At 71.8% G+C, this 24,187-nt stretch carries 18 protein-coding genes; 12 read left to right on the top strand and 6 right to left on the bottom strand.

All coding sequences use genetic code 11. From position 1 onward, the window contains the following. Positions 1 to 28: 28 nt before the first annotated feature. From coaE to rpsA, 3 genes are all read right to left on the bottom strand, one after another. Positions 29 to 649 (bottom strand): dephospho-CoA kinase, encoded by a 621-nt coding sequence (coaE, locus tag ACZ67M_RS05120; RefSeq protein WP_392009310.1) that lies wholly within the window; start codon positions 647 to 649, stop codon positions 29 to 31. Positions 650 to 706: 57 nt separating this feature from the next. Continuing rightward, entirely contained in the window at positions 707 to 1,645 is a 939-nt protein-coding gene (locus ACZ67M_RS05115) for a PAC2 family protein (RefSeq protein ID WP_361361405.1), read from the bottom strand. A gap of 184 nt (positions 1,646 to 1,829) precedes the next feature. After that, entirely contained in the window at positions 1,830 to 3,341 is a 1,512-nt protein-coding gene (gene rpsA, locus ACZ67M_RS05110) for a 30S ribosomal protein S1 (protein ID WP_392009308.1), read from the bottom strand. A gap of 226 nt (positions 3,342 to 3,567) precedes the next feature. Here rpsA and ACZ67M_RS05105 point away from each other — a divergent pair, with 226 nt between their 5' ends. Together ACZ67M_RS05105 and hrpB are read left to right on the top strand one after the other, a co-directional pair. Then, positions 3,568 to 4,539, top strand: a complete 972-nt coding sequence (locus ACZ67M_RS05105; RefSeq protein WP_361361409.1) for a class I SAM-dependent methyltransferase — start codon at positions 3,568 to 3,570, stop codon at positions 4,537 to 4,539. Positions 4,540 to 4,606: 67 nt separating this feature from the next. Further along, the gene (gene hrpB / locus ACZ67M_RS05100; protein WP_469849581.1) at positions 4,607 to 7,156 is read left to right on the top strand and encodes an ATP-dependent helicase HrpB; all 2,550 of its coding nucleotides are present in this window, start codon (positions 4,607 to 4,609) and stop codon (positions 7,154 to 7,156) included. Positions 7,157 to 7,234: 78 nt separating this feature from the next. Here hrpB and ACZ67M_RS05095 read toward each other — a convergent pair whose 3' ends face one another. Further along, positions 7,235 to 9,028: a lytic transglycosylase domain-containing protein gene (locus tag ACZ67M_RS05095; RefSeq protein ID WP_392103580.1), complete on the bottom strand. Its 1,794-nt coding sequence runs from the start codon at positions 9,026 to 9,028 to the stop codon at positions 7,235 to 7,237. A gap of 271 nt (positions 9,029 to 9,299) precedes the next feature. Here ACZ67M_RS05095 and ACZ67M_RS05090 point away from each other — a divergent pair, with 271 nt between their 5' ends. Continuing rightward, positions 9,300 to 10,148: a DUF4184 family protein gene (locus ACZ67M_RS05090; RefSeq protein ID WP_469849580.1), complete on the top strand. Its 849-nt coding sequence runs from the start codon at positions 9,300 to 9,302 to the stop codon at positions 10,146 to 10,148. On the opposite strand, the gene ACZ67M_RS05085 is transcribed toward ACZ67M_RS05090, so the two are convergent. Then, positions 10,075 to 10,416 (bottom strand): hypothetical protein, encoded by a 342-nt coding sequence (locus tag ACZ67M_RS05085; RefSeq protein WP_385802941.1) that lies wholly within the window; start codon positions 10,414 to 10,416, stop codon positions 10,075 to 10,077. The genes ACZ67M_RS05090 and ACZ67M_RS05085 overlap by 74 nt on opposite strands. Before the next feature lie 777 nt (positions 10,417 to 11,193). After that, positions 11,194 to 13,917: a DNA polymerase I gene (polA, locus tag ACZ67M_RS05080; protein WP_469849578.1), complete on the bottom strand. Its 2,724-nt coding sequence runs from the start codon at positions 13,915 to 13,917 to the stop codon at positions 11,194 to 11,196. A 189-nt stretch (positions 13,918 to 14,106) separates the two neighbouring features. Here polA and ACZ67M_RS05075 point away from each other — a divergent pair, with 189 nt between their 5' ends. The 9 genes from ACZ67M_RS05075 to ACZ67M_RS05035 all read left to right on the top strand — a co-directional run bounded on the left by ACZ67M_RS05075 (position 14,107) and on the right by ACZ67M_RS05035 (position 24,129). Next, complete coding sequence (locus tag ACZ67M_RS05075; protein ID WP_469849577.1) at positions 14,107 to 16,386, top strand: FdhF/YdeP family oxidoreductase; 2,280 nt, start codon at positions 14,107 to 14,109, stop codon at positions 16,384 to 16,386. 79 nt (positions 16,387 to 16,465) lie between these two features. Further along, complete coding sequence (locus tag ACZ67M_RS05070; RefSeq protein ID WP_307011289.1) at positions 16,466 to 16,945, top strand: PaaI family thioesterase; 480 nt, start codon at positions 16,466 to 16,468, stop codon at positions 16,943 to 16,945. Between the two features lie 85 nt (positions 16,946 to 17,030). Next, positions 17,031 to 17,486, top strand: a complete 456-nt coding sequence (locus ACZ67M_RS05065) for a hypothetical protein (protein WP_469849575.1) — start codon at positions 17,031 to 17,033, stop codon at positions 17,484 to 17,486. Further along, entirely contained in the window at positions 17,483 to 18,085 is a 603-nt protein-coding gene (locus ACZ67M_RS05060) for a Tat pathway signal sequence domain protein (protein ID WP_469849574.1), read from the top strand. Before ACZ67M_RS05065 ends, ACZ67M_RS05060 begins: the two co-directional genes overlap by 4 nt. 288 nt (positions 18,086 to 18,373) lie before the next feature. Then, positions 18,374 to 19,609 (top strand): branched-chain amino acid ABC transporter substrate-binding protein, encoded by a 1,236-nt coding sequence (locus ACZ67M_RS05055; RefSeq protein WP_163015660.1) that lies wholly within the window; start codon positions 18,374 to 18,376, stop codon positions 19,607 to 19,609. A gap of 122 nt (positions 19,610 to 19,731) precedes the next feature. After that, the gene (locus ACZ67M_RS05050) at positions 19,732 to 20,664 is read left to right on the top strand and encodes a branched-chain amino acid ABC transporter permease (RefSeq protein WP_352156285.1); all 933 of its coding nucleotides are present in this window, start codon (positions 19,732 to 19,734) and stop codon (positions 20,662 to 20,664) included. Positions 20,665 to 20,669: 5 nt separating this feature from the next. Next, on the top strand, positions 20,670 to 22,496 hold the full coding sequence (locus tag ACZ67M_RS05045; RefSeq protein WP_469849571.1) for a branched-chain amino acid ABC transporter permease: 1,827 nt from the start codon (positions 20,670 to 20,672) through the stop codon (positions 22,494 to 22,496). A 5-nt stretch (positions 22,497 to 22,501) separates the two neighbouring features. Continuing rightward, entirely contained in the window at positions 22,502 to 23,416 is a 915-nt protein-coding gene (locus ACZ67M_RS05040; protein ID WP_361361429.1) for an ABC transporter ATP-binding protein, read from the top strand. Further along, positions 23,413 to 24,129: an ABC transporter ATP-binding protein gene (locus ACZ67M_RS05035; RefSeq protein ID WP_122615020.1), complete on the top strand. Its 717-nt coding sequence runs from the start codon at positions 23,413 to 23,415 to the stop codon at positions 24,127 to 24,129. Before ACZ67M_RS05040 ends, ACZ67M_RS05035 begins: the two co-directional genes overlap by 4 nt. Positions 24,130 to 24,187: the final 58 nt, after the last annotated feature.

Raw genomic sequence — 24,187 nt, 5'->3', positions numbered from 1 at the left:
GAAGGGATCAACGCCCGCGCGGGGCACCCTATTCCTGCGCCGTCCGGCGCCGGGCGTGTGCCCGGTGCGCCAGCTCGGTCCACACCTCCGCGACGCGGCGGCGCAGCTCGTCCAGGGGTACGTCGTTGTCGATGACCACGTCCGCGATCTCCCGGCGCTGCTCGCGCGTCGCCTGGGCGGCCATACGGGCCCGCGCGTCCTGCTCGGTCATGCCGCGCAGCCGGACCAGCCGGTCGAGCTGGGTGGCCGGGTCGGCGTCCACGACGACCACGACGTCGTACAGCGGCGCCAGGCCGTTCTCGGTGAGCAGGGGGACGTCGTGGACGACGACGGCGTCGTCGTCCGCCGCCTCTTCGAGGGCCCGGGAGCGGTCGCCCACCAGGGGGTGCACGATCGCGTTCAGCGCGGCGAGGCGCTCCGGGTCGGCGAAGACGATCGAGCCGAGCTTCGGCCGGTCCAGGCTGCCGTCCCCGGCGAGCACGTCCTCGCCGAAGGCCGCCACGACCGCCGCGAGTCCCGGGGTCCCGGGCGCGACGACCTCGCGAGCGATCCGGTCCGCGTCGATCAGTACGGCGCCGTGCTCCACGAGCAGCCGCGACACCTCGCTCTTGCCGGCACCGATCCCGCCGGTCAGGCCCACCTTCAGCATGAGCGGAAGCTTAGGGCCTGCCGGTGACGGGCCGGCCCGCGGGCCGGTCGGGCGACCTCAGTTGTCGCCCTCCCGGTCCGCCAGGAACTGTTCGAACTCGCGGCCGATCTCGTCCGCCGAGGGGATCTCGACGGGCTCGGCGAGCATGTTTCCGCGGGTCTCGGCGCCCGCGGCCGCGTCGTACTGGTGCTCCAGGCCCTGGACGAGGGCGGTCAGCTCCTCGTCGCCCTCCTGGATCTGCCGGTCGATCTCCGTCTGGGTGCGGTGGGCGTCCGTGCGCAGGGCGTGCGCGATGCCGGGCAGGACCAGGCCGGTCGCCGCGGTGATCGCCTCCAGGACGGTCAGCGCCGCGTCCGGGTACGGGGAGCGGGCGATGTAGTGCGGGACGTGCGCGGCGACGCCCAGGACGTCGTGGCCGGCCTGCATGAGCCGGTACTCGACGAGCGCCTCGGCACTCCCGGGGACCTGCGCCTCCTCGAAGGGGCTGCGGTGGCCCGGTACCAGGTCGGTGCGGGTTCCGTGCGGGGTGACGCCGACGGGCCGGGTGTGGGGGACGCCCATGGGGATGCCGTGGAAGCTCACCGCCAGGCGGACGCCCAGGCGCTCCACGATCTGCGCCACGGCCGCGGCGAAGCGCTCCCACTCGACGTCCGGCTCGGGGCCGGACAGCAGCAGGAACGGCGCCCCGGTGGCGTCCTGGACGAGCCGCACCTCGATGGTGGGTTCCTCGTAGTCGGTCCAGCTGTCCCGCTTGAAGGTCAGCAGCGGACGGCGCGCCCGGTAGTCGACGAGCCGGTCGTGGTCGAAGCGGGCGACGACCTGGTGGGGCAGCGTGTCGAGCACCCGCTCGACGATCTGGTCGCCGGTCTCCCCGGCGTCGATGTAGCCGTCGAAGTGGTACAGCATGACCAGTCCGGCCGACTCCTGCGCGAGCGCCATGTCGACGACGTCCAGGCCCTTCGGCTCCCATGCGTACAAATCCTGCGGATCAAGCACAGTGACCGCTCCCCTCCTCGTGTTCGTACGTGACAACGCCGGGACGGGGACGGGCATTCCCGGAAGGGCGAGGACTGTGATCTTGGCGGCGGAGTCGGAGGGGCGCCGTCCAGGGCAACGCCAAGGGGCCGCACCTCGAAAGGTACGGCCCCTTGGTCTACGGCTTGGCCTCAGCGGCCTGCGCTCAGCTCTGGCCGCCGGCCAGCTTCTCGCGCAGCGCGGCCAGCGCCTCGTCCGACGCCAGGGCGCCGGAGTTGTCGCCACCCTCGGAGGAGTACGAGCCGCCGCCGCCACCGCCACCGGACGCGGCCTGAGCCGCACCCGCGGTGTCGGCACCCTCGGCCGCGGCCTTCTCGTCCGCCTCGCGGGACTTGATGACCTGGGCCTGGTGCTGCTCGAAGCGCTGCTGCGCCTCGGCGTACTGCGTCTCCCACGCCTCGCGCTGGGTCTCGTAGCCCTCGAGCCAGTCGTTGGTCTCGGGGTCGAAGCCCTCGGGGTAGATGTAGTTGCCCTGGTCGTCGTAGGACGCGGCCATGCCGTACAGGGTCGGGTCGAACTCGACCGTCGACGGGTCGGCACCGAAGGCCTCGTTGGCCTGCTTCAGCGAGAGGCTGATGCGGCGGCGCTCGAGGTCGATGTCGATGACCTTGACGAAGATCTCGTCGTTGACCTGGACGACCTGCTCCGGGATCTCCACGTGGCGCTCGGCCAGCTCGGAGATGTGGACCAGACCCTCGATGCCCTCGTCCACGCGGACGAACGCACCGAACGGCACCAGCTTCGTGACCTTGCCGGGCACGACCTGGCCGATCTGGTGGGTGCGGGCGAACTGCTGCCACGGGTCTTCCTGGGTCGCCTTCAGCGACAGGGAGACACGCTCGCGGTCCATGTCGACGTCGAGAACCTCGACGGTGACCTCCTGGCCGACCTCGACAACCTCGGAGGGGTGGTCGATGTGCTTCCAGGACAGCTCGGAGACGTGGACCAGACCGTCGACGCCACCCAGGTCCACGAAGGCACCGAAGTTGACGATCGAGGAGACGACGCCGGAACGGACCTGACCCTTCTGGAGGGTGGTGAGGAACGTCTGGCGGACCTCGGACTGGGTCTGCTCCAGCCAGGCACGGCGGGACAGGACCACGTTGTTGCGGTTCTTGTCCAGCTCGATGATCTTCGCCTCGAGCTCCTTGCCCACGTAGGGCTGGAGGTCGCGGACGCGGCGCATCTCGACCAGGGAGGCCGGGAGGAAGCCGCGGAGGCCGATGTCGAGGATGAGACCACCCTTGACGACCTCGATGACGGTACCGGTGACGATGCCGTCCTCTTCCTTGATCTTCTCGATGGTGCCCCAGGCACGCTCGTACTGGGCGCGCTTCTTCGAGAGGATCAGGCGGCCTTCCTTGTCCTCCTTCTGGAGAACAAGGGCCTCGATCTCGTCACCGACGGCGACGACCTCATTGGGGTCGACGTCGTGCTTGATCGAGAGCTCGCGGCTCGGGATGACACCTTCGGTCTTGTAACCGATGTCGAGCAGGACCTCGTCCCGGTCGACCTTCACGATGACGCCGTCGACGATGTCGCCGTCGTTGAAGTACTTGATCGTCTCGTCGATCGCGGCGAGGAAGGCTTCCTCGTTACCGATGTCGTTGACCGCTACCTGCGGGGTGGTGGCGGTGGTCTCGGTGCTGCTCGTCATGTGGGAAAGGGCTCCGGTACGGACATTGAAGTCGTAGGTACTGCTTACGCCGGGAGCCCGTTTCGCTCTGCCGAAGCCGGACAGCCAAGGAAGCGACACCGAAAACCACTGGTGACGCCTCGAGAACCGAGGGGACATACAACAGATGCGAGCGCGACCTACTACGTCTGAGGCGCGCAGGCCCGCAGCGCAACTTGTAGCATACGGGGGCAGCCGGGCAGGGTCAATGCGCGAAGCCGCACACCCGGGGCAGATCACCGCATACCCGGCACAAAAGCTGTCCCCCGAGGCCACGTGGACCCCTGAGCGTCCCTTGCGTGACCCGGGACCGGCGGCACGGAAGAGCCCGCAGACTAGTACGAGGGAGCCGGTCATCCAAGAGCCCGTAACGTCCGAGACCGCCGAAGCAGAACCCGAGGCCACCCGGCGTGCCGCCGGTGTCACGGAGAGTTCGCGCGCCAACCGCGGCTGGTGGGACCGGAACGCGGACGAGTACCAGACCGAGCACGGCACCTTCCTCGGCGACGACCGCTTCGTGTGGTGTCCCGAGGGCCTGGACGAGGTGGAGGCCGAGCTGCTCGGCCCGCCGGAGGACCTGAAGGGGAAGACGGTCCTGGAGATCGGCGCCGGCGCCGCGCAGTGCTCGCGCTGGCTGACCGCCCAGGGCGCCCGTCCGGTGGCCCTCGACCTCTCCCACCGCCAGCTCCAGCACGCCCTGCGCATCGGCGGCGACTTCCCCCTGGTCTGCGCCGACGCCGCCGTGCTGCCCTTCGCGGACGGCTCGTTCGACCTGGCGTGCTCGGCGTACGGGGCGCTGCCGTTCGTCGCCGATCCGCGGCTGGTGCTGCGGGAGGTGCGCCGGGTGCTGCGCCCGGGGGGCCGCTTCGTCTTCTCCGTCACGCATCCGCTGCGCTGGGCGCTGCCGGACGAGCCGGGCCCCGAGGGGCTGTCGGTGTCCGCGTCGTACTTCGACCGCACGCCCTACGTCGAGCAGGACGACGAGGGCCGCGCGGTGTACGTCGAGCACCACCGGACGCTCGGTGACCGGGTGCGGGACGTGGTGACGTCCGGGTTCCGGCTGGTGGACCTCGTGGAACCGGAGTGGCCGGACTGGAACACCTCCGAGTGGGGCGGGTGGTCCCCGCTGCGCGGGCACCTGATCCCGGGGACGGCGATCTTCGTGTGCGAGCGCGACTGAGCCGTACGGGACGTCCGTGCGCACGCGCGCGGGGAAGCCGGTTTCGCGGGCGTACGACACTGGGGGCGTGATCCGTTACGACGCCCTGGACGCGCTGCCCGTGCGCGGTGCCCTGCCCGCGCTGCACGACGCCCTGGAGGGGCACGGCACGGCGGTGCTGGTCGCCCCGCCCGGCACCGGCAAGACGACGCTGGTGCCGCTCGCGCTGGCCGGGCTGCTGGACGAGGGCCCCGCGCGGCGCGTGGTCGTGGCCGAGCCCCGGCGGATCGCGGCGCGGGCGGCGGCCCGGCGGATGGCGTGGCTGCTGGGTGAGAAGCCCGGCGCGCGTGTCGGGTACACCGTGCGCGGTGAGCGGGTGGCCGGGCGGCACACGCGCGTGGAGGTCGTCACGACCGGTGTGCTCCTCCAGCGGCTCCAGCGGGACCAGGAACTGACCGGCGTCGACGTGGTGGTGCTCGACGAGTGCCACGAGCGGCACCTGGACGCGGACACGGCGGCGGCGTTCCTGTGGGACGTGCGCCAGGCGCTCCGCCCGGAGCTGCGCCTGGTGGCCGCGTCGGCGACGACGGACGCGGAGGGCTGGGCCCGGCTGCTGGGCGGGGCGCCGGTCGTCGAGGCGGAAGGCGTGTCGCATCCCGTGGAGGTGATCTGGTCGCCGCCGGCACGCCCGGTGCGGCCCCCGCACGGGACCCGGGTGGACCCGGCGCTGCTCGCGCACGTCGCGTCGGTGGTGCGGCGGGCGCTGGCCGAACGGGACGGGGACGTGCTCTGCTTCCTGCCCGGCGTCGGGGAGATCGCGCGTGTCGCCGGGCAGTTGGGGGGCCTCGGGGACGTCGACGTGCTCCAGGTGCACGGGCGGGCGCCTGCGGCCGTGCAGGACGCGGTGCTGGTGCCCGGGGCGCGGCGCCGGGTGGTGCTGGCGACCTCGGTGGCGGAGTCGTCGCTGACGGTTCCGGGCGTGCGGGCGGTCGTGGACGCCGGACTGGCGCGGGAGCCGCGCGTCGACCACGCGCGCGGGCTGAGCGCCCTGGCGACGGTACGGGCGTCTCGGGCGGCGGGGCGGCAGCGGGCGGGGCGGGCCGGGCGGGAGGCTCCCGGCGCGGTGTACCGCTGCTGGGCGGAGGCGGAGGACACCCGGCTGCCGCGGTTCCCGGCGCCGGAGATCAAGGTGGCCGACCTGACCGCGTTCGCCTTGCAGGCGGCCTGCTGGGGGGATCCGGACGCGTCCCAACTGGCGCTCCTGGACCCGCCGCCGGTTGGCGCGATGGCGGCGGCGCGGTCGGTTCTGACGGCGGTCGGCGCGGTCGACTCCACCGGTCGTGCCACGCCCCGGGGCATCCGGCTCTCACGCCTTGGCCTCCATCCCCGCCTGGGTCGGGCGCTGCTCGACGCGGCCGGCTCGGCGACGCGGGACGACGCGGGGACGGGGCGCTCCGGTGACGGCGGCGGTGGTCCCGAGGTGGTCGCCGAGGTGGTCGGGCTGCTCAGTGAGGAGGCGCCGCGGGAGTACGGGGACGAGCTGGTGTCCGTACTGCGGGCCGCCCGGCGTGGGGGCGACGGCTACGCCGCGCGGTGGCGGGCGGAGGTGCGGCGGCTGCGGGGCGCTGTGGAGGCGGGGGACGACCGGCGGCGGCTGCCGCTCGCCGAGGACGCTCTCGCCGGGTTGGTGGCCGCGCTGGCCTTTCCCGAGCGCGTGGCGAAGAAGGACGGCGGTACCTATCTGATGGTCTCCGGCACCCGGGCCGAGCTGCCCGAGGGGGCGGCGCTGCGGGGTGCGCCGTGGATCGCCGTCGCCGTGGCCGACCGGCCGGTGGGCCGGGGCCACGCGCGCGTGCAGCTCGGTGCGGCCGTCGACGAGGAGACGGCGCGGCTCGCGGCGGGGGCGCTGCTGACGGAGCGGGACGAGGTCCGCTGGAGCGACGGCGACGTGGTGGCCCGGCGGGTGGAGCGGCTCGGCGCCGTGGAACTCGCGGTCCGGCCGCTCACCGGCGCCGACCCGGGTCTCGTGCGGGACGCGCTGCTCGAAGGGCTGCGGCAGGAAGGTCTGGGGCTGTTGCGCCGTACGGCCGACGCGGACGCGCTGCGCGCGCGGCTCGCGTTCCTGCGGCGGCATATCGGTGAGCCGTGGCCGGACGTCTCCGACGACGCCCTCCACGCGCGCGTGGACGAGTGGTTGGAGCCCGAGCTGGGCCGGGCCCGACGGCGGGCCGACCTCGGCCGGATCGACGCCGTGGAGGCGCTGGCGCGGCTGCTGCCCTGGGCGTCCGGGGAGGCGGCGCGGCTCGACGAACTCGCGCCCGAGCGCATCATGGTCCCCAGTGGGTCCAGGATCCGGATCGACTACGGCGACCCGGAACAGCCGGTCCTCGCGGTGAAGTTGCAGGAGATGTTCGGGTTGCAGCGGTCGCCCCGGATCGCCGGGGTGCCGCTGCTCGTCCATCTCCTGTCCCCCGCCGGACGCCCCGCCGCGGTGACGGCCGACCTGGCCTCCTTCTGGCGGGACGGCTACAAGGGCGTACGCGCGGAGCTGCGCGGCCGGTATCCGAAGCATCCGTGGCCCGAGGATCCCGCCTCGGCGGAGCCGACCCGGTACACGAAGGCCCGGCTCGCGAAGTGACGCGGGGGCCGGTGGAGACGGTGAAGGCGCCCTCCGCAGCGGCGGAGGGCGCCCTCGGTCGTCCGGTCGGGACCGCGCTTACGCCTCGGGCTCGGTGGAAGGGCTCGTGGACGGCTCGGTCGACGGGTCCGTGGACGGGTCGGGCGTCGGCTCGGCCGCCTCGGCGACCTTCAGCTGGACGTTGAGCGCGGCGCCGCCCGCCGTGGTGACGCGGAGCATGTACGTGCCGGCTGCGTCGTCGGCGTACAGCTTCGGCAGCTTCAGCATGCCCTTGGCATCGGTCTTGAGGCCGGTCAGGGTACGGACGGTCTTGCCGTCGGCGTCCTTGAAGTAGGGGCCCTTGTCGGCCTCGGTCGGGTCGAGCACCGACTTGATGAGCGTGGCGGTGACGGCGACCTTGTCCGCGGCGGCGCCCTTGTGCGTGGCCTTCACCTCGACCTGGTCCGCGAACTCGCCGCCCGGCGCGCAGGTCAGCTCGGTGTCGCCGACGCGGGCGAGGGCGTCGGCGACGCGTTCGGTGACCGTCGCCTTGTAGTCGAGGCCCACGGTGCGGCCGATGACGGTGGCGCGGACGGTGAAGGCGCCGGTCTTCTCGCCCGCCACCAGCGCGGGCGCGACGGCCACGCCGGAGGCGTTGGTGGTGACCGCGGCCACCTTGTCGCCGCCGGTGAAGGCGGCGTCCGTGTCGCCCAGCACGGTGAAGCGGACGCGCACCTTGCCGACGGCCTGTCCGGCCTTGGTCTCGGCGCGGGCGCTGAGCTTCTGGGCGAAGGTGTCGCCCGCGATCGCGGTGAGCCCGGTGGCGCCCGCGTTCTCCAGGTGGTGCACCGTGTCGGTGGGCGTGGGGGGCCGGGTGCCGGTGGGCGGCTCCGGTTCGGTCGGCGGCTTGGGGGTCGGTGAGCCGGTGCCGGGGTTCGACGGGCTGCCGGGCTCGGCCGGGCGGGTCGGCTTGTCGCTGCCGGACGACGTGGAGCCGGAGGCACCGGGCCGCGTCGTCGGGCTCGTCGCGCCGGGCGAGGGAAAGGTGCCGGCGCCGATCGGGTCGTCGCTGCGGCCCACCGGGAGGCTGCCGGTGCCGTCGGGGATCTCGTGGGTGCCCTTGCGGTAGTGCTCCAGCCAGGACAGGACCGTGTGCAGGTAGTCCTGCGAGTTGTTGTAGCTGAGGATCGCGCTCTTGAGGTCGGCCTCGTTGGAGAGGTCCCAGGTGAAGCGGCAGAGGTAGTGTCCGGCGGCGAGCGCGGCGTCGTAGACGTTGTTGGGGTCGTCCTTGCCGTCGCCGTTGCCGTCCCGGCCCGCCCACGACCAGGTGGAGGGGATGAACTGCATGGGGCCGACGGCGTTGTCGTAGCTGCTGTTTCCGTCGTAGACGCCGTCGTCGGTGTCCTTGATGAGCGCGAAGCCGTTGCCGTCGAGCTGAGGTCCGATGATCTTGCCGATGGTGGTGCCCTGGGCGTCGACGCGGCCGCCGCGGGCCTGGCCGGACTCCACCTTGCCGATGGCCGCGAGGAGTTGCCAGGGCAGGTTGCAGCCGGGCTTGGCCTGGCGCACCGCCGCCTCGGCCTTCTTGTAGGCGTCCAGGACGGTGGCCGGTATGCCGGCCTCGGCGGCGGCCCGGGAGTCGGGGGTGCCGATGGTGGGTGCGGGACTCGGGCTGTTGAGCGGCGGCAGGTCCGTGTAGTACGGCGAGTTGCCGGTCGCGCTCTCCTGGGAGGGCGTGTCGGACGTCGGCGCGTTGTCCGCGGTGGTCTGTCTGCCGTTGGCGTCGGCCGTCACGTCCGGGGCCTGGGACGCGGACAGGGCCGCGACCACGACCGCCGCCACGGTGGTGGTGACCGCCGCCTTACGGAGCCTCCGGTCGAAATGCGCCGCCATAGAGTGAACCCCTCCCGTGGACGCCCGCGCGTCCCTCTCCGTCCGTGCCCGGCTGCGGTGTCCGGCTGCCGTGTCCGGCTGCCGTGCCATCGCCCGTTGTTTCCGCCCTGTTGTGACGATCGGCCCGCGCCGACGGTTGCACCGCAACCTTCCGAGCGCGGTGTCCGTCTGTTCGACCGGCACGGTGCCGCAGGTGACCCTACGGCAACTTGCTTTGCACGGGCACCCGTTCGCGCCCGATATTCACCGGTTGGCCATAAGAGGAGTTCCGTTGCCGTTCACCCTCAGTCATGCCGCCGCCGTGCTGCCAGGAGTGCGGGGTGACGGGACGGGCCGCGGGCGGCTGGTGCCGGCCGCGCTGGTCGCGGGGTCGTTCGCGCCCGACATGACCTATTACGCGGCGAGTTTCCTGCCAGAAGCGATGGAGTTCGGGGACGTCACGCACTCGTTTCCCGGTGTCTTCACGGTGGATGTGACGGTGGCCTGGGCGCTGGTGGGGTTGTGGCTGCTGGTCCGCGAACCGCTGGTGGCCCTGCTGCCGAGCGCCCACCAGGGACGCGTCGCGTCTCTGTCGCGCTGCGGGGCGCCACGCGCGCGCGTGCTGCCGTCACTGGTGGCGTGGTGGTACGTGTCGGCGGTGCTGGGGGCGCTGACGCACGTGGTGTGGGACGCGTTCACCCACCTCGACCGCTGGGGGATGCGGGTGTTCCCGGTGCTGGGCCGGGAGATCGCGGGCTCGCCGCTCTACTGGTACCTGCAGTACGGCGGTTCCGCGGTGGCCGCGGTCGTCATCGTCGTCTTCCTGACGCGGGCGCTGCGCCGGACGCCCCGGAGCGGGACGCCGGCGGTTCCGGTTCTCTCGGCCCCGGACCGGTGGTGGGCCGCGGCGCTCCTCGGCGGCTGCGCGGTGGCCGGGGCGGTACGGCGGGCGACGCGGTGGTGGGAGTACTGGGGTCACATGGCGAAGCCCTGGGAGCTGATCCCGACGGTGTGCTTCGGGGCGGGCGCGGGGCTGGTCCCGGCGCTGTTGCTGTACGCCGTGGCGGTCAGGGTGTGGCGTCCGGTCCCGGCTCCCACCAGCCGTGCCGGTACGGAGCCGGACCGCCGGGTCGCCCGCTGAGGGTGTCGGCGGTCGCGACGAACACGGTGAAGGTGCGTGCGGGGCGGGGCCGCGGAACCAGGGAGAGTGCCAGCGACAGGTAGCCGCGCGCCAGGTCGGCCCACAGCCGCCAGGCCGGTGTCTCGCGTGGGATGACAGTCGCCGGGTCCCGGCGGGCGAGTCTGCGCCGGAGGCCGGTCGCGGTGCGGCGCAGGGCCGTGGTGAGGGTGGCGGGGATGCGGCCGGTACTCGCGTCTGGCGCGAGGGCCGGGACCGGTAGCAGTGGCACGCGGGCGGGTCCGTCTGTGCTTGCCCGTGCCGGTGTCGTCCGGTGGTGGAGCATGCGTATACCCATGCCCGCATCCTCACGGGAGACGAGCGCGGGCGGCGCATCCGCGGGGGCCACCAGAGTGACGAGCCCTCCGGGGGCTGGGGGCGTCGCGGGGTGCTGCGTCGGCACGGGTGTCGCCGTCGAGCGGCGGCGCCCAGGGGGGTGCCTTACGGAGGGCGAGCCAACCACGCCGAGGCCCCCAGGCCCGGAGGAGCACACACGGCGCGCCAGCCGGAGCGCCGCTGCGGCGCGCCAGCCGGAGCGCCGCTGCCCGCCGGGGTGCCCGCTGCCCGACGGGGTGCCCGCTGTCGGCGTCGGCACGGGCCCCGGGCTGGGCCAGGCGGAGCGGCCGCCGCGCCCGGCGAGCACCCGGGCCGGCATCCGGCGGGAGCCCGGGGACAGGGGCGGACGACCGACCGGGGGCGGGTCCTGACCCTCGGGGACACTGCGGCGAAGGTCCCCCGGGACCGGCCCCCCGCTCCCCCTGCCGGTGTCACGGCGTAATCGGGCGGACGGCCCAGCCAGGCAGACGGGCGTTCCACTCCCCGCACAGCGTCGAGGAACCGCCTCGCCGGGCGCGTGCGGGGGGGCCGCCCTGGCCGGCACTCCCCCGCCCCGCCAACCGCCGGAGGCCAATGCGCCACCGCGCCCCGGCGCATGCCGGGACCGCCACGCCGGGCGCGGGCGGGTGGGCGCCCTGCCCCGCGTTCCCCCGCCCCGCCAAACCGCCGGAGGCTAGTGCGCCGCCGACTCCCAGTCCGCTCCCGAGCCCACCGAGACGCCCAGGGGGACGCTGAGCCGGACCGCGTTCGCCATTTCGCGGCGGACCAGTTCCTCCGCTGCCGCGCGCTCGCCGGGGGCGATCTCCAGGACGATTTCGTCGTGGACCTGGAGCAGCATGCGGGAGGAGAGACCGGCCTCGCTCAGCGCCTTGTCCACGTTGAGCATGGCGATCTTGACGATGTCGGCCGCGGTGCCCTGGATGGGGGCGTTGAGGGCCATGCGCTCGGCGGCCTCGCGACGCTGGCGGTTGTCGCTGTTGAGGTCGGGCAGGTAGCGGCGGCGGCCGAAGAGGGTCGCCGTGTAGCCCGTCGCCCGTGCCTCGTCGACCACCCGGTGCAGGTAGTCCCGTACACCGCCGAAGCGCTCGAAGTAGGCGTCCATCAGGCCGCGCGCCTCGGCCGCCTCGATGTTCAGCTGCTGGGAGAGGCCGAAGGCCGAGAGGCCGTACGCCAGGCCGTAGGACATGGCCTTGATCTTCCGGCGCATCTCCGCGTCCACGGCCGACTGCTCGACGGAGAAGACCTGCGCGGCGGCGGTGGTGTGCAGGTCCTCGCCCGAGGTGAACGCCTCGGTCAGGCCCGCGTCCTCGGACAGGTGGGCCATCACCCGCAGCTCGATCTGGCTGTAGTCGGCCGTCATCAGGGACTCGAAGCCCTCGCCTACCACGAACCCGCGGCGGATGGCGCGGCCCTCGTCGGTGCGGACCGGGATGTTCTGGAGGTTCGGGTCCGTGGAGGAGAGGCGGCCGGTCGCGGCGACCGTCTGGTTGAACGTGGTGTGGATGCGGCCGTCCGCGGCGATCGTCTTGATCAGGCCCTCCACCGTGACGCGCAGCTTGGCCTGCTCGCGGTGGCGGAGCATGATCACCGGCAGTTCGTTGTCGGTCTGCGCCGCGAGCCAGGCCAGGGCGTCCGCGTCGGTGGTGTAGCCGGTCTTGGTCTTCTTGGTCTTCGGCAGGTTCAGCTCTCCGAAGAGGACCTCCTGGAGCTGCTTGGGCGAGCCCAGGTTGAACTCGCGTCCGGCCGCCGCGTGCGCCTCCTTCACCGCCTGCTGCACGGCGCCCGCGAACATCTGCTCCATGGCCTCCAGATGGGCCCGGTCGGCCGCGATGCCGTGCCGCTCCATGCGGGCGAGCAGCGCGGAGGTCGGCAGCTCCATGTCGCGCAGCAGGTCCGCGGCGCCGACGTCCGCCAGGCGGCCCTCGAACGCCTCGCCGAGGTCGAGGATCGCGCGGGCCTGCACCATCAGCGCCTCGGCCTCGGCGCCGTCGTCCGCGCCGAAGGCCAGCTGGCCGTCGGCCGCGGCGGCCGGGGCCAGCTCGCGGTGCAGGTACTCCAGGGACAGCGCGTCCAGGTCGAAGGAGCGGCGGCCCGGCTTGACCAGGTAGGCGGCGAGCGCGGTGTCCATGCCCACGCCGGCGACGCTCCAGCCGTGTTCGGCGAAGACACGCATCGCGCCCTTGGCGTTGTGGAGGACCTTCGGCCGGTCCGCGTCGGACAGCCAGGCGGCGAACGCCGTCTCGTCGGCCTCGTCCAGCGCAGTCGGGTCGAACCATGCGGCCTTTCCGTCGGCCGCGGCCAGCGCGACCTCGGCGACCGAGCCGGTGCCCAGGGCCCAGGTGTCGACGGTGGCGACGCCCAGGGGCTGTGCGCCGTGCTCGGTGAGCCAGCCGGCCACCTCGCCGGTGCCCAGGACCACGCCGTCCAGCTCGACCCCGTCCGCCACGACCGGGGTGGCCTCGGCCTCCTCGGCGCCCGGGTCGACGGCGTAGAGCCGCTCACGCAGGGACGGATTGCGGATCTCCAGGGTGTCCAGGATCATCGCGACGCCCTTGCGGTCGTACGCGGGCCGCTCCAGGTCGGTGACCGCCTTGGGCAGCTCGACCCGCCGCTCCAGCTCGGTGAGCCGGCGGTTGAGCTTGACGGACTCCAGGTGGTCGCGCAGGTTCTGCCCGGCCTTGCCCTTGACCTCGTCGACGCGCTCGACGAGGTCCGCGAAGGATCCGAACTGGTTGATCCACTTCGCGGCCGTCTTCTCGCCGACGCCCGGGATGCCGGGCAGGTTGTCGGACGGGTCGCCGCGCAGGGCGGCGAAGTCGGGGTACTGGGCGGGGGTCAGCCCGTACTTCTCGAAGACCTTCTCCGGCGTGAAGCGGGTCAGCTCGGAGACGCCCTTGGTCGGGTAGAGGACCGTGGTGTGCTCGCTGACCAGCTGGAAGGAGTCCCGGTCGCCGGTGACGATCAGCACGTCGAAGCCCTCGGCCTCGGCCTGCGTGGCGAGGGTGGCGATGACGTCGTCCGCCTCGAAGCCGTCGACGGCGAACCGCGTCACGTGCATGGCGTCGAGCAGCTCGCCGATCAGCTCGACCTGGCCCTTGAACTCGTCGGGGGTCTTGGAGCGGTTCGCCTTGTACTCGGTGAACTCCTGCGACCGCCAGGTCTTGCGGGAGACGTCGAACGCCACCGCGAAGTGCGTGGGCGCCTCGTCACGCAGCGTGTTGGCCAGCATCGACGCGAATCCGTAGATCGCGTTGGTCGGCTGGCCCGTCGCGGTCGTGAAGTTCTCCGCGGGCAGCGCGAAGAACGCGCGGTAGGCCAGCGAGTGCCCGTCCATGAGCATCAGCCGCGGGCGGGCGCCGGAGGTGCTGTCGGTCTTCTTCGATGCTGTCTTCGCCACGACACCGATCCTGCCACGGACCACTGACAGTCGGTCCCGGCCGCGCCCGTCCACGCCGTGGGAGGCGGTGGTGCGCGCGAAGTCCGCGAACATTGCTCACGATCTCCGCCCGCCCCGGCCGGACGAGTTGTCGGCGGCGCGTGCGAGGATCGGAGACGTACCTCACACGCGTCAGCGAAGGAGCGCGCGATGGCCAGCAAGCCGCCCAAGGGTGATCCCGTCCAGGACGCGCCGCAGGTGACACAGCCCCAGCACGCGGCGGCCGGCATTCCGGCCATCGGCCACACCCTGCGGATGGCGCAGCGGCAGATGGGCGTGAAACGGACCGCGCTGACGCTGCTGAGCGTCAACCAGAAGGACGGCTTCGACTGCCCGGGCTGCGCCTGGCCCGAGCCGGACCACCGGCACAAGGCGGAGTTCTGCGAGAACGGCGCGAAGGCGGTGGCCGAGGAGGCCACCCTGCGCCGGGTCACCCCGGAGTTCTTCGCCGCGCACCCCGTGGCCGACCTCGCCGGCCGCAGCGGGTACTGGCTGGGCCAGCAGGGACGGCTCACGCACCCGGTGTACCTCCCCGAGGGCGGCGACCACTACGAACCGGTCACCTGGGAGCGCGCCTTCGGCATCGTCGCGGAGGAGATCGCCGCCCTGGACTCCGCCGACGAGGCGGTCTTCTACACGTCGGGGCGCACGAGCAACGAGGCGGCGTTCCTCTACCAGCTCTTCGCGCGCGAGCTGGGCACGAACAACCTGCCCGACTGCTCCAACATGTGCCACGAGTCGTCCGGCTCCGCCCTGTCCGAGACCATCGGCATCGGCAAGGGCAGCGTCCTCCTGGAGGACCTGTACAAGTCCGACCTGATCATCGTGGCTGGGCAGAACCCGGGGACCAACCACCCGCGCATGCTCTCCGCCCTGGAGCAGGCCAAGGCGAACGGCGCGCGGATCATCAGCGTCAACCCGCTGCCCGAGGCCGGGCTGGAGCGCTTCAAGAACCCGCAGACCGCCAAGGGGCTCACCGCGGGCGCCGCGCTCACCGACCTGTTCCTGCAGATCCGCCTCGGCGGCGACCAGGCCCTGTTCCGGCTGCTGAACAAGCTGATCCTGGAGACCGAGGGCGCGGTCGACGAGGACTTCGTCGCGGAACACACGCACGGCTACGAGGAGTTCGCCGAGATCGCGCGGGCCGCCGACTGGGACGAGACGCTGGCGGCCACCGGGCTCACCCGCGCGGAGATCGACGAGACGCTGCGCATGGTGCTCGCCTCCGAGCGCACCATCGTGTGCTGGGCGATGGGCCTGACCCAGCACAAGCACTCCGTGCCCACGATCCGCGAGGTCGTGAACTTCCTGCTGCTGCGCGGCAACATCGGCCGCCCGGGCGCGGGCGTCTGCCCGGTGCGCGGCCACTCCAACGTGCAGGGCGACCGCACGATGGGCATCTTCGAGCGGCCCGCGCCCGCGTTCCTGGACGCCCTGGAGAAGGAGTTCGGCTTCACCCCGCCGCGCGAGCACGGCTTTGACGTCGTACGGGCCATCCGCGCGCTCCGCGACGGTGAGGCGAAGGTCTTCTTCGCCATGGGCGGCAACTTCGTGTCGGCCTCGCCCGACACGGAGGTCACCGAGGCGGCAATGCGCCGGGCGCGTCTGACCGTGCACGTGTCGACGAAGCTGAACCGCTCGCACGCGGTCACCGGCGCGCGGGCGCTGATCCTGCCGACGCTGGGCCGCACCGAACGCGATCTCCAAGGGAGCGGCGAGCAGTTCGTCACCGTCGAGGACTCCATGGGCATGGTGCACGCCTCCCGGGGCCGGCTGGAGCCCGCGAGCGGGCAGCTGCTGTCCGAGCCGGCGATCGTGTGCCGCCTGGCGCGCCGGGTGCTGGGCGAGGACAGTCGTACGCCGTGGGAGGAGTTCGAGAAGGACTACGCGACGATCCGCGACCGCATCGGGCGGGTCGTCCCGGGCTTCGAGGACTTCAACGCGCGCGTGGCGCACCCCGGGGGCTTCGCCCTCCCGCACGCGCCCCGCGACGAGCGCCGCTTCCCGACGGCCACCGGCAAGGCCAACTTCACCGCCGCGCCGGTCGAGTACCCGGAGCTGCCCGAGGGGCGGCTGCTGCTCCAGACGCTGCGCTCGCACGACCAGTACAACACCACGATCTACGGCCTGGACGACCGCTACCGGGGCATCAGGAACGGCCGCAGGGTCGTCCTGGTCAACCCGGAGGACGCCCGGACGCTGGACGTCGAGGACGGGTCGTACGTCGACCTGGTGAGCGAGTGGCGGGACGGGGTGGAGCGGCGGGCGCCCGGTTTCCGCGTCGTGCACTACCCGACGGCCCGGGGCTGCGCGGCGGCCTACTACCCGGAGACCAACGTGCTGGTGCCGCTGGACGCCACCGCGGACACCAGCAACACCCCGGCCAGCAAGTCCGTGGTCGTCCGTCTGGAACAATCGGCGACCGACTGAGCGTTTGCTCAGTCGAGCCGGCGGCCCCACCGGGCGGCCGGCGCGCCAGCCAGACGGAGCGACGAGACGGAGCCGGCCCATGGGCGAGCAGCAGCAGACGCAGTTCCCGCAGGAAGTCATCGACGAGTACGCCGCGCTCGGCGTCGACCTGCCCGCGCTGTTCTCCGCCGGACACCTGGGGACGCGCATGGGCGTCCAGATCGTCGAGGCGTCGCCCGAGCGGGTCGTCGGCACGATGCCGGTGGAGGGCAACACCCAGCCGTACGGGCTGCTGCACGGCGGCGCCTCGGCGGTGCTGGCCGAGACGCTGGGGTCGGTCGGGTCGATGCTGCACGGCGGCAGTTCCAAGATCGCCGTCGGCGTCGACCTGAACTGCACGCACCACCGCGGGGCCCGCTCCGGCCTGGTCACCGGGGTGGCCACGCCGGTGCACCGGGGCCGGTCGACGGCGACGTACGAGATCGTGATCAGCGACGAGCAGGACCGGCGGGTGTGCACCGCCCGGCTGACCTGCCTGCTGCGCGACGTGAACCCGGGCGACGCGGCTCCGGCGAGCTGAGGCGCCGGGGTCCCACGGCCTCCCCGGCCGAGGCACTCGCGGCTCGGGCATTGCCCCCGGCCTCTCCCCGTCCTAGCGTCGGGGCATGGGACGGGGAGAGGCCCCCTGGCCGGGGGTGGCGGCTCGGCGGCTCCTTCTCGGCGCCCTGATGGCCGCCACGGCGGTCACGACCGTCTCCTGCGGCAACTCGGCCGCCACGGCGGTCACGACCGTCTCCTGCGGCAACTCCGGTGACCAGGGGGCCGGTTCGGGCGGCAGCAGCGCGACGACGGATCCGCCCTCCCCCACGGAAGCCTGCGTCGGCGCCGTCGGCCACTGGGCCCGCGAGCTGCTGGCCGGCGGCGAACCCTACGGCGACTACCAGTCGACGGGGCTGTCCAACCGTCAGTACGGCATCCTGCGCGAGGTCGTGGCGGCCGCGCGGGCCGCCGAGCGGGACCGGGGCGACCGCGCCGCCCGGGCGCTGATCGACCGCCGGGTGCGCGAGGCGTGCGAGGAGCAGTACGCCGGCGGCGGCCCGAGCGACGGTCCGTGGCAGTGACGGGCGGCATCGGGCCCGTCGAGCCGGGCGAGGACACCCACGTCCGGGACGTGGCCGCTCACGCCCGCCCGCGCGGCCGTGTCGCCCGGTTCTGCGAGCGTCACCGCCGCACCGTTCTCACGACCGCCGCCGCCCTCCTCCTGCTGCTCGGCGGCGGCTACCTGTACGCCGACCGCACCCGGGAGCCGGCGGCCGATCCGCCGCCCTACCCCTCCCAGGCCGTCACGCTCGAATACCTGGACGCCGTGGACGGCCCGAGCGGGGCGAAGGGCGGCGGCTTCAGCTTCGCGGTGCGGCTGAGCGTCCGGTCGGGACCGCCCGTGACCGTGACGCGGATCGCCCAGCCCTCGGCGGGCCTCTCGGTGACCTCGTCGCCCGCGGCACCTTTCCAGACAAAGCCGCATTCCGCCAGCAAGATCATTGTCACGCTGCGGGTGACGGAATGCGATAAAGCGCCCCGGAACCTCGGATTCCCTTTCCTGGATGTAACGCTGCGTAATGCGCGCGCAATACAAGCCCACAGTTTCATCCTGGGGCCACGCTATGCGCGGCAGCTCTCCCAGGCACTTCAGGTCGCCTGCAGCAACGATTCACGGTAATCACCAAAACGCTCCAGACGCCTGAACGCAGGCGGCGCGTCCTGCGGGTTCTCACCATGCGGACAGGGCGAATCGGCCTGAATTCCGCCCTTCTTCCCAGCCAGTACCGCTCTGCATTACCCGGTGTCATAACAAGAGCGTCACAGCATGAGTCAGACCCTCCTCCACGTTCCCCACACACGCTTAGAGTCACGGCCAGTCACCGCGCCGTCGGATTGTCACTTCGGCCCAGCGCTCGACTCGGGCCGTCTCCACGGGGAAGCGGCTGTGCCAGGGAAAGGACTGATCGTGCGTCAACGTTCGCTCATCGCCATCACCGCCGCTCTGGCGGCGGGAGCGCTCACCCTCACCGCCTGCGGTTCGCGCGACGACGACGGCGGCTCGGACTCCGGAAGCGGCGGCGGCGGAACCACCGTCGTCATCGGCGTCGACGCCCCGCTGACGGGCGACCTGTCCGCGCTGGGCCTCGGCATCAAGAACTCGGTCGACCTCGCCGCGAAGACCGCCAACAAGGACAACTACGTCGACGGCGTCAAGTTCGAGATCCAGGCGCTGGACGACCAGGGCCAGCCGTCCGTGGGCCAGCAGAACGCCACCAAGCTCGTCGCCAACGACGACGTCCTCGGTGTGGTGGGCCCGCTGAACTCCTCGGTCGGCGAGTCCATGCAGAAGGTCTTCGACACGGCCAAGCTGGTCGAGGTCTCCCCCGCCAACACCAACCCCGCCCTGACCCAGGGCGTGGACTGGCAGACCAAGCAGGTCCGGCCGTACAAGTCGTACTTCCGCACCGCGACCACGGACGCCATCCAGGGCCCGTTCGCCGCGCAGTACGTCTTCAACGACTCCAAGAAGAAGAAGGTCTTCGTCATCGACGACAAGAAGACCTACGGCGCCGGTCTGGCCGCCACCTTCACCGACGAGTTCAAGAAGCTGGGCGGCCAGGTCGTCGGCACCGAGCACATCAACCCGGACACCAAGGACTTCAACGCCGTCGCCACCAAGGTGAAGAACTCCGGCGCCGACGTCGTCTACTACGGCGGCGAGTACCCGCAGGCCGGTCCGCTCAGCAAGCAGATCAAGGCGGCCGGCGCGAAGATCCCCGTGGTCGGCGGTGACGGCATCTACAGCGCCGACTTCATCAAGCTCGCCGGCGCCACCGGCAACGGTGACCTCGCGACCTCGGTCGGCGCGCCGGTCGAGGAGCTGCCCTCGGCCAAGGAGTTCGTCGCCAACTACAAGGCAGCTGGTTACAAGGAGGCCTACGAGGCGTACGGCGGCTACTCCTACGACTCCGGCTGGGCGATCATCGAGGCCGTCAAGAAGGTCGTCGAGGACAACGACGGGAAGCTCCCCGACGACGCCCGCGCCAAGGTCGTGGAGGCCATGCAGAACGTCTCCTTCGACGGTGTGACCGGCAAGGTCTCCTTCGACGAGTTCGGTGACGCGACGAACAAGCAGCTCACCGTGTACGCCGTCGAGAACGGTGCCTGGAAGTCGGTGAAGTCCGGCACCTACACCGGCTGATCAACCGCACCCACCACTGATCACGTGATCACGAGCCGCGCGGGGCGCCGTTCCAGGCGCCCCGCGCGGACTCGCATCCGGCCACATCCGTCGATAGTTCCGAAAGTCTCGGAGGACATGCGGTGAACGAACTGCCGCAGCAGCTGGTCAACGGCCTGCTACTGGGATCCATGTACGGGCTGGTCGCCATCGGCTACACGATGGTCTATGGCATCGTCCAGCTCATCAACTTCGCCCACGGCGAGATCTTCATGACCGGCGCCTTCGGCGCGCTCACGGTCTATCTCTACATCCTGCCCGACGGCACCTCCATGCTGATCGCCCTACCCCTGATGCTGATCGGCGCAGTGATCGTCTCAGTCACCGTCGCGGTCGGGGCGGAACGGTTCGCCTACCGTCCGTTGCGCGGCGCACCCCGCCTCGCCCCCCTCATCACCGCCATCGGTCTCTCCCTCGCCCTCCAGCAGGCCGTGTGGGCCTGGTACCCCGGCGCCAAGTCGAAGATCAGCTTCCCGCAGATCGACGGCGGTCCCTTCCACCTCGGCAGCGTCACGCTCCAGACCGGTGACATCTTCCTGCTCGTCGCGGCCCCCATCAGCATGGCCATCCTCGCCTTCTTCGTGATGCGCACCCGCACCGGACGCGGCATGCAGGCCACCGCCCAGGACCCGGACACCGCCAAGCTGATGGGCGTCAACACCGACCGCATCATCGTGATCGCCTTCGCGCTCGGCGCCGTGTTCGCCGCCGTCGGAGCCGTCGCCAACGGCCTCAAGTACGGCGACATCGACTTCCGCATGGGCTTCATCCTCGGCCTCAAGGCGTTCACCGCCGCCGTCCTCGGCGGCATCGGCAACATCTACGGCGCCATGATCGGCGGCGTGGTCCTCGGTGTCGCCGAGACCCTGGCCACGGCGTTCATCGCCGACGTGCCCGGCCTGGAGAAGCTCGGCAGCCAGTCCTGGGCCGACGTCTGGGCCTTCATCCTCCTCATCCTCGTGCTCCTGTTCAGGCCACAGGGCCTGCTGGGCGAACGCGTCGCGGACAGGGCGTGACACCGATGACCACACAGACCACCGCACCCAAGAACGCCGGCACCTCCGCCGCGCGCGAAGCCTCCGGCCTCATCGGCATACCCGCACAGGCCGGCCGCGCCCTCGCCACCGGCGGCGGCATCCTCACCGTCGTCTCCACCTTCCTCGCCTGGACCTGGACCGCCGAATTCCCCGGCGACCTCACCTACTACGGCTACCCGGGCGGCCTCCAGGTCCTGGTCCTCATCGCCGGCGCCCTCACCGCGCTCTTCGGCCTCGCCTCCTACGACGTGAAGGGGCTGCGCTGGCTGGTGCCCGCCGGCGCCGACGCCGCCCTCAAGTTCGCCGCCCTCGCCGCGTTCGCCACCACCTGGTACACGGTCATCGCGATCAGCGCCCAGCTCGGCGGACTCGTCAACCTGGAACCGGGCGCCTACGTCGCCGCCGTCGCCACCCTGCTCGCCGTCCTCGGCTCGCTCGCCCTGCCCTTCGAACGCCCCGAAGCCGACCCGTTCGACCCGGACGACACCGGCTGGGAACAGTTCAAGCACACCACCGCGCACAACTGGCAGACCGTCAGGGCGGCCTTCGCCGGCGGCACCCCGCGCCCGGTGCGCGCCCTGCCCTCGTACGTCGAGATCCTGATCATCGTCGCCGTCCTCGCGATCGCCCTGCTGGTCTTCACCTACGGCATCGGCACCGAGTACGACGAACTCTTCGTCGGCTTCCTGGTCACCGCCGGCCTCGGCTTCGCCGCCCTCAACAAGGCCGGCCTGGTCGCCCAGGCCACCGAGATCACCACCCGGCACCAGAACATCACCGTCTGCGGCGCCTTCATCGCGGCCGCCTGCTTCCCCTTCACCCAGTCCGACGACCAGTACGCGACCCTCGGCGTCTACATCCTCATCTTCGCCACGGTCGCCCTCGGCCTGAACATCGTCGTCGGCCTCGCCGGTCTGCTCGACCTCGGCTACGTCGCCTTCCTCGGTGTCGGCGCCTACGCGGCCGCGCTGGTCTCCGGCTCGCCCAGCTCGCCGTTCGACGTGCACTTCCCCTTCTGGGCGGCCGTCATCGTGGGCGCCCTGGCGTCGCTGGTCTTCGGCGTCCTCATCGGCGCCCCCACCCTGCGGCTGCGCGGCGACTACCTCGCCATCGTCACCCTCGGCTTCGGTGAGATCTTCCGCATCACCGCCAACAACCTCGACGGCACCTCGGGTCCCGACCTCACCAACGGCTCCAACGGTGTCTCGTCCATCCCGGACCTGAAGATCTTCGGGCTCGACCTCGGCGTCCAGCACGACATCGGCGGCTTCACCATCGGCCGGTTCGCCAACTACTTCTTCCTGATGCTCGTCATCACGGCCGTGGTCGTGCTCGTCTTCCGGCGCAGCGGCGACTCCCGCATCGGCCGCGCCTGGGTCGCCATCCGCGAGGACGAGACCGCCGCGCTCGCCATGGGTATCAACGGCTTCCGCGTCAAGCTCATCGCCTTCGCAGTGGGCGCCACCCTCGCCGGTCTGGCGGGCACCGTGCAGGCGCACGTCACCTACACCGTGACGCCCGAGCAGTACCTCTTCGCCGGCACCACTCCGCCCAACTCGGCGTTCCTGCTCGCCGCGGTCGTCCTCGGCGGCATGGGCACCATCGCGGGTCCGCTGATCGGCGCCTCGCTGCTCTTCCTGATCCCCAACAAGCTCCAGTTCCTCGGCGACTACCAGCTCTTCGCCTTCGGACTCGCGCTCGTCCTGCTCATGCGCTTCCGCCCCGAGGGACTCATCGCCAACCGGCGCCGCAAGCTCGAATTCCACGAAGAGGCCGAAGCGCCCACCACCCTGAGCAAGACAGGGGTCTGACCACCATGACCACCGACACCACCACCAGGGACACCACCCCGGGCGCACCCGCACCCGGCACCACCGTCCTCGACGCGCGCGGCGTCACGATGCGCTTCGGCGGACTGACGGCCGTCAACGGCGTCGACCTCACCGTGAACAGCGGCGAGATCGTCGGCCTGATCGGCCCCAACGGCGCCGGCAAGACCACCTTCTTCAACTGCCTGACCGGCCTCTACATCCCGACCGAGGGCGAGGTCCGCTACAAGGACAAGGTCCTGCCGGCCAAGTCCTTCAAGGTCACCGCCGCCGGCATCGCCCGTACCTTCCAGAACATCCGCCTGTTCTCCAACATGACGGTCCTGGAGAACGTCCTCGTCGGCCGCCACACGCGGACCAAGGAGGGCTTCTGGTCGGCCGTCCTGCGCGGACCGGGCTTCCACAAGGCGGAGAAGGCCTCCCGCGAACGCGCCGAGGAACTGCTGGAGTTCGTGGGCCTGGCGAGCAAGGCCGACCACCTCGCACGGAACCTGCCCTACGGCGAGCAGCGCAAGCTGGAGATCGCCCGCGCCCTCGCCAGCGAGCCGGGGCTGCTGCTCCTGGACGAGCCGACGGCCGGCATGAACCCGCAGGAGACGCGGGCCACCGAGGAACTGGTCTTCGCCATCCGCGACAAGGGCATCGCGGTCCTCGTCATCGAGCACGACATGCGGTTCATCTTCAACCTCTGCGACCGCGTCGCCGTCCTCGTCCAGGGCCAGAAGCTCGTCGAGGGCGACAGCGCGACCGTGCAGGGCGACGAGCGTGTCATCGCCGCCTACCTCGGCGAACCCCTGGAGAACGACCCCGGTGCCGCGGAGGCCGCCGAGGTGGAGGCCGCCGAGGCCGCCCAGGCCGAAGCCTCCTCGGACACCTCGGCCGGCAAGGAGAACGACCGATGACCGCACTGCTAGAGGTCGAGGACCTCCGCGTCGCCTACGGCAAGATCGAGGCCGTGAAGGGCGTCTCCTTCAAGGTCGACGCCGGTGAGGTGGTCACCCTCGTCGGCACCAACGGCGCCGGCAAGACCACCACCCTGCGCACGCTGTCGGGCCTGCTGAAGCCCGTCGGCGGTCAGATCAAGTTCGGGGGCAAGTCGCTCAAGAAGGTGCCGGCGCACCAGATCGTCTCCATGGGGCTCGCCCACTCGCCCGAGGGGCGGCACATCTTCCCCCGGATGACGATCGAGGACAACCTCCGCCTCGGCGCCTTCCTGCGCAGCGACCGCGCGGGCATCGAGAAGGACATCCAGCGCGCCTACGACCTGTTCCCGATCCTCGGGGAGCGACGGAAGCAGGCCGCGGGCACCCTCTCCGGCGGTGAGCAGCAGATGCTCGCCATGGGCCGCGCCCTGATGTCCCAGCCCAAGCTGCTCATGCTCGACGAGCCCTCCATGGGTCTCTCCCCGATCATGATGCAGAAGATCATGCAGACGATCGCCGAGCTGAAGTCCCAGGGCACCACCATCCTGCTCGTCGAGCAGAACGCCCAGGCGGCCCTGTCCCTGGCCGACCACGGCCATGTGATGGAGGTCGGCAGCATCGTCCTGTCCGGCAGCGGGCAGGACCTGCTGCACGACGAGTCGGTCCGCAAGGCCTACCTCGGCGAGGACTGAGCACGCCCGCGGGACCACGAGAGAGGCCCGCACCCCCTCGGGGGTGCGGGCCTCTCTC

This window comes from Streptomyces sp. NPDC107500 (assembly GCF_055582785.1).
Note: the sequence above shows the minus strand (reverse complement) of the source record. Positions and strands in the feature narration are given on the sequence as shown.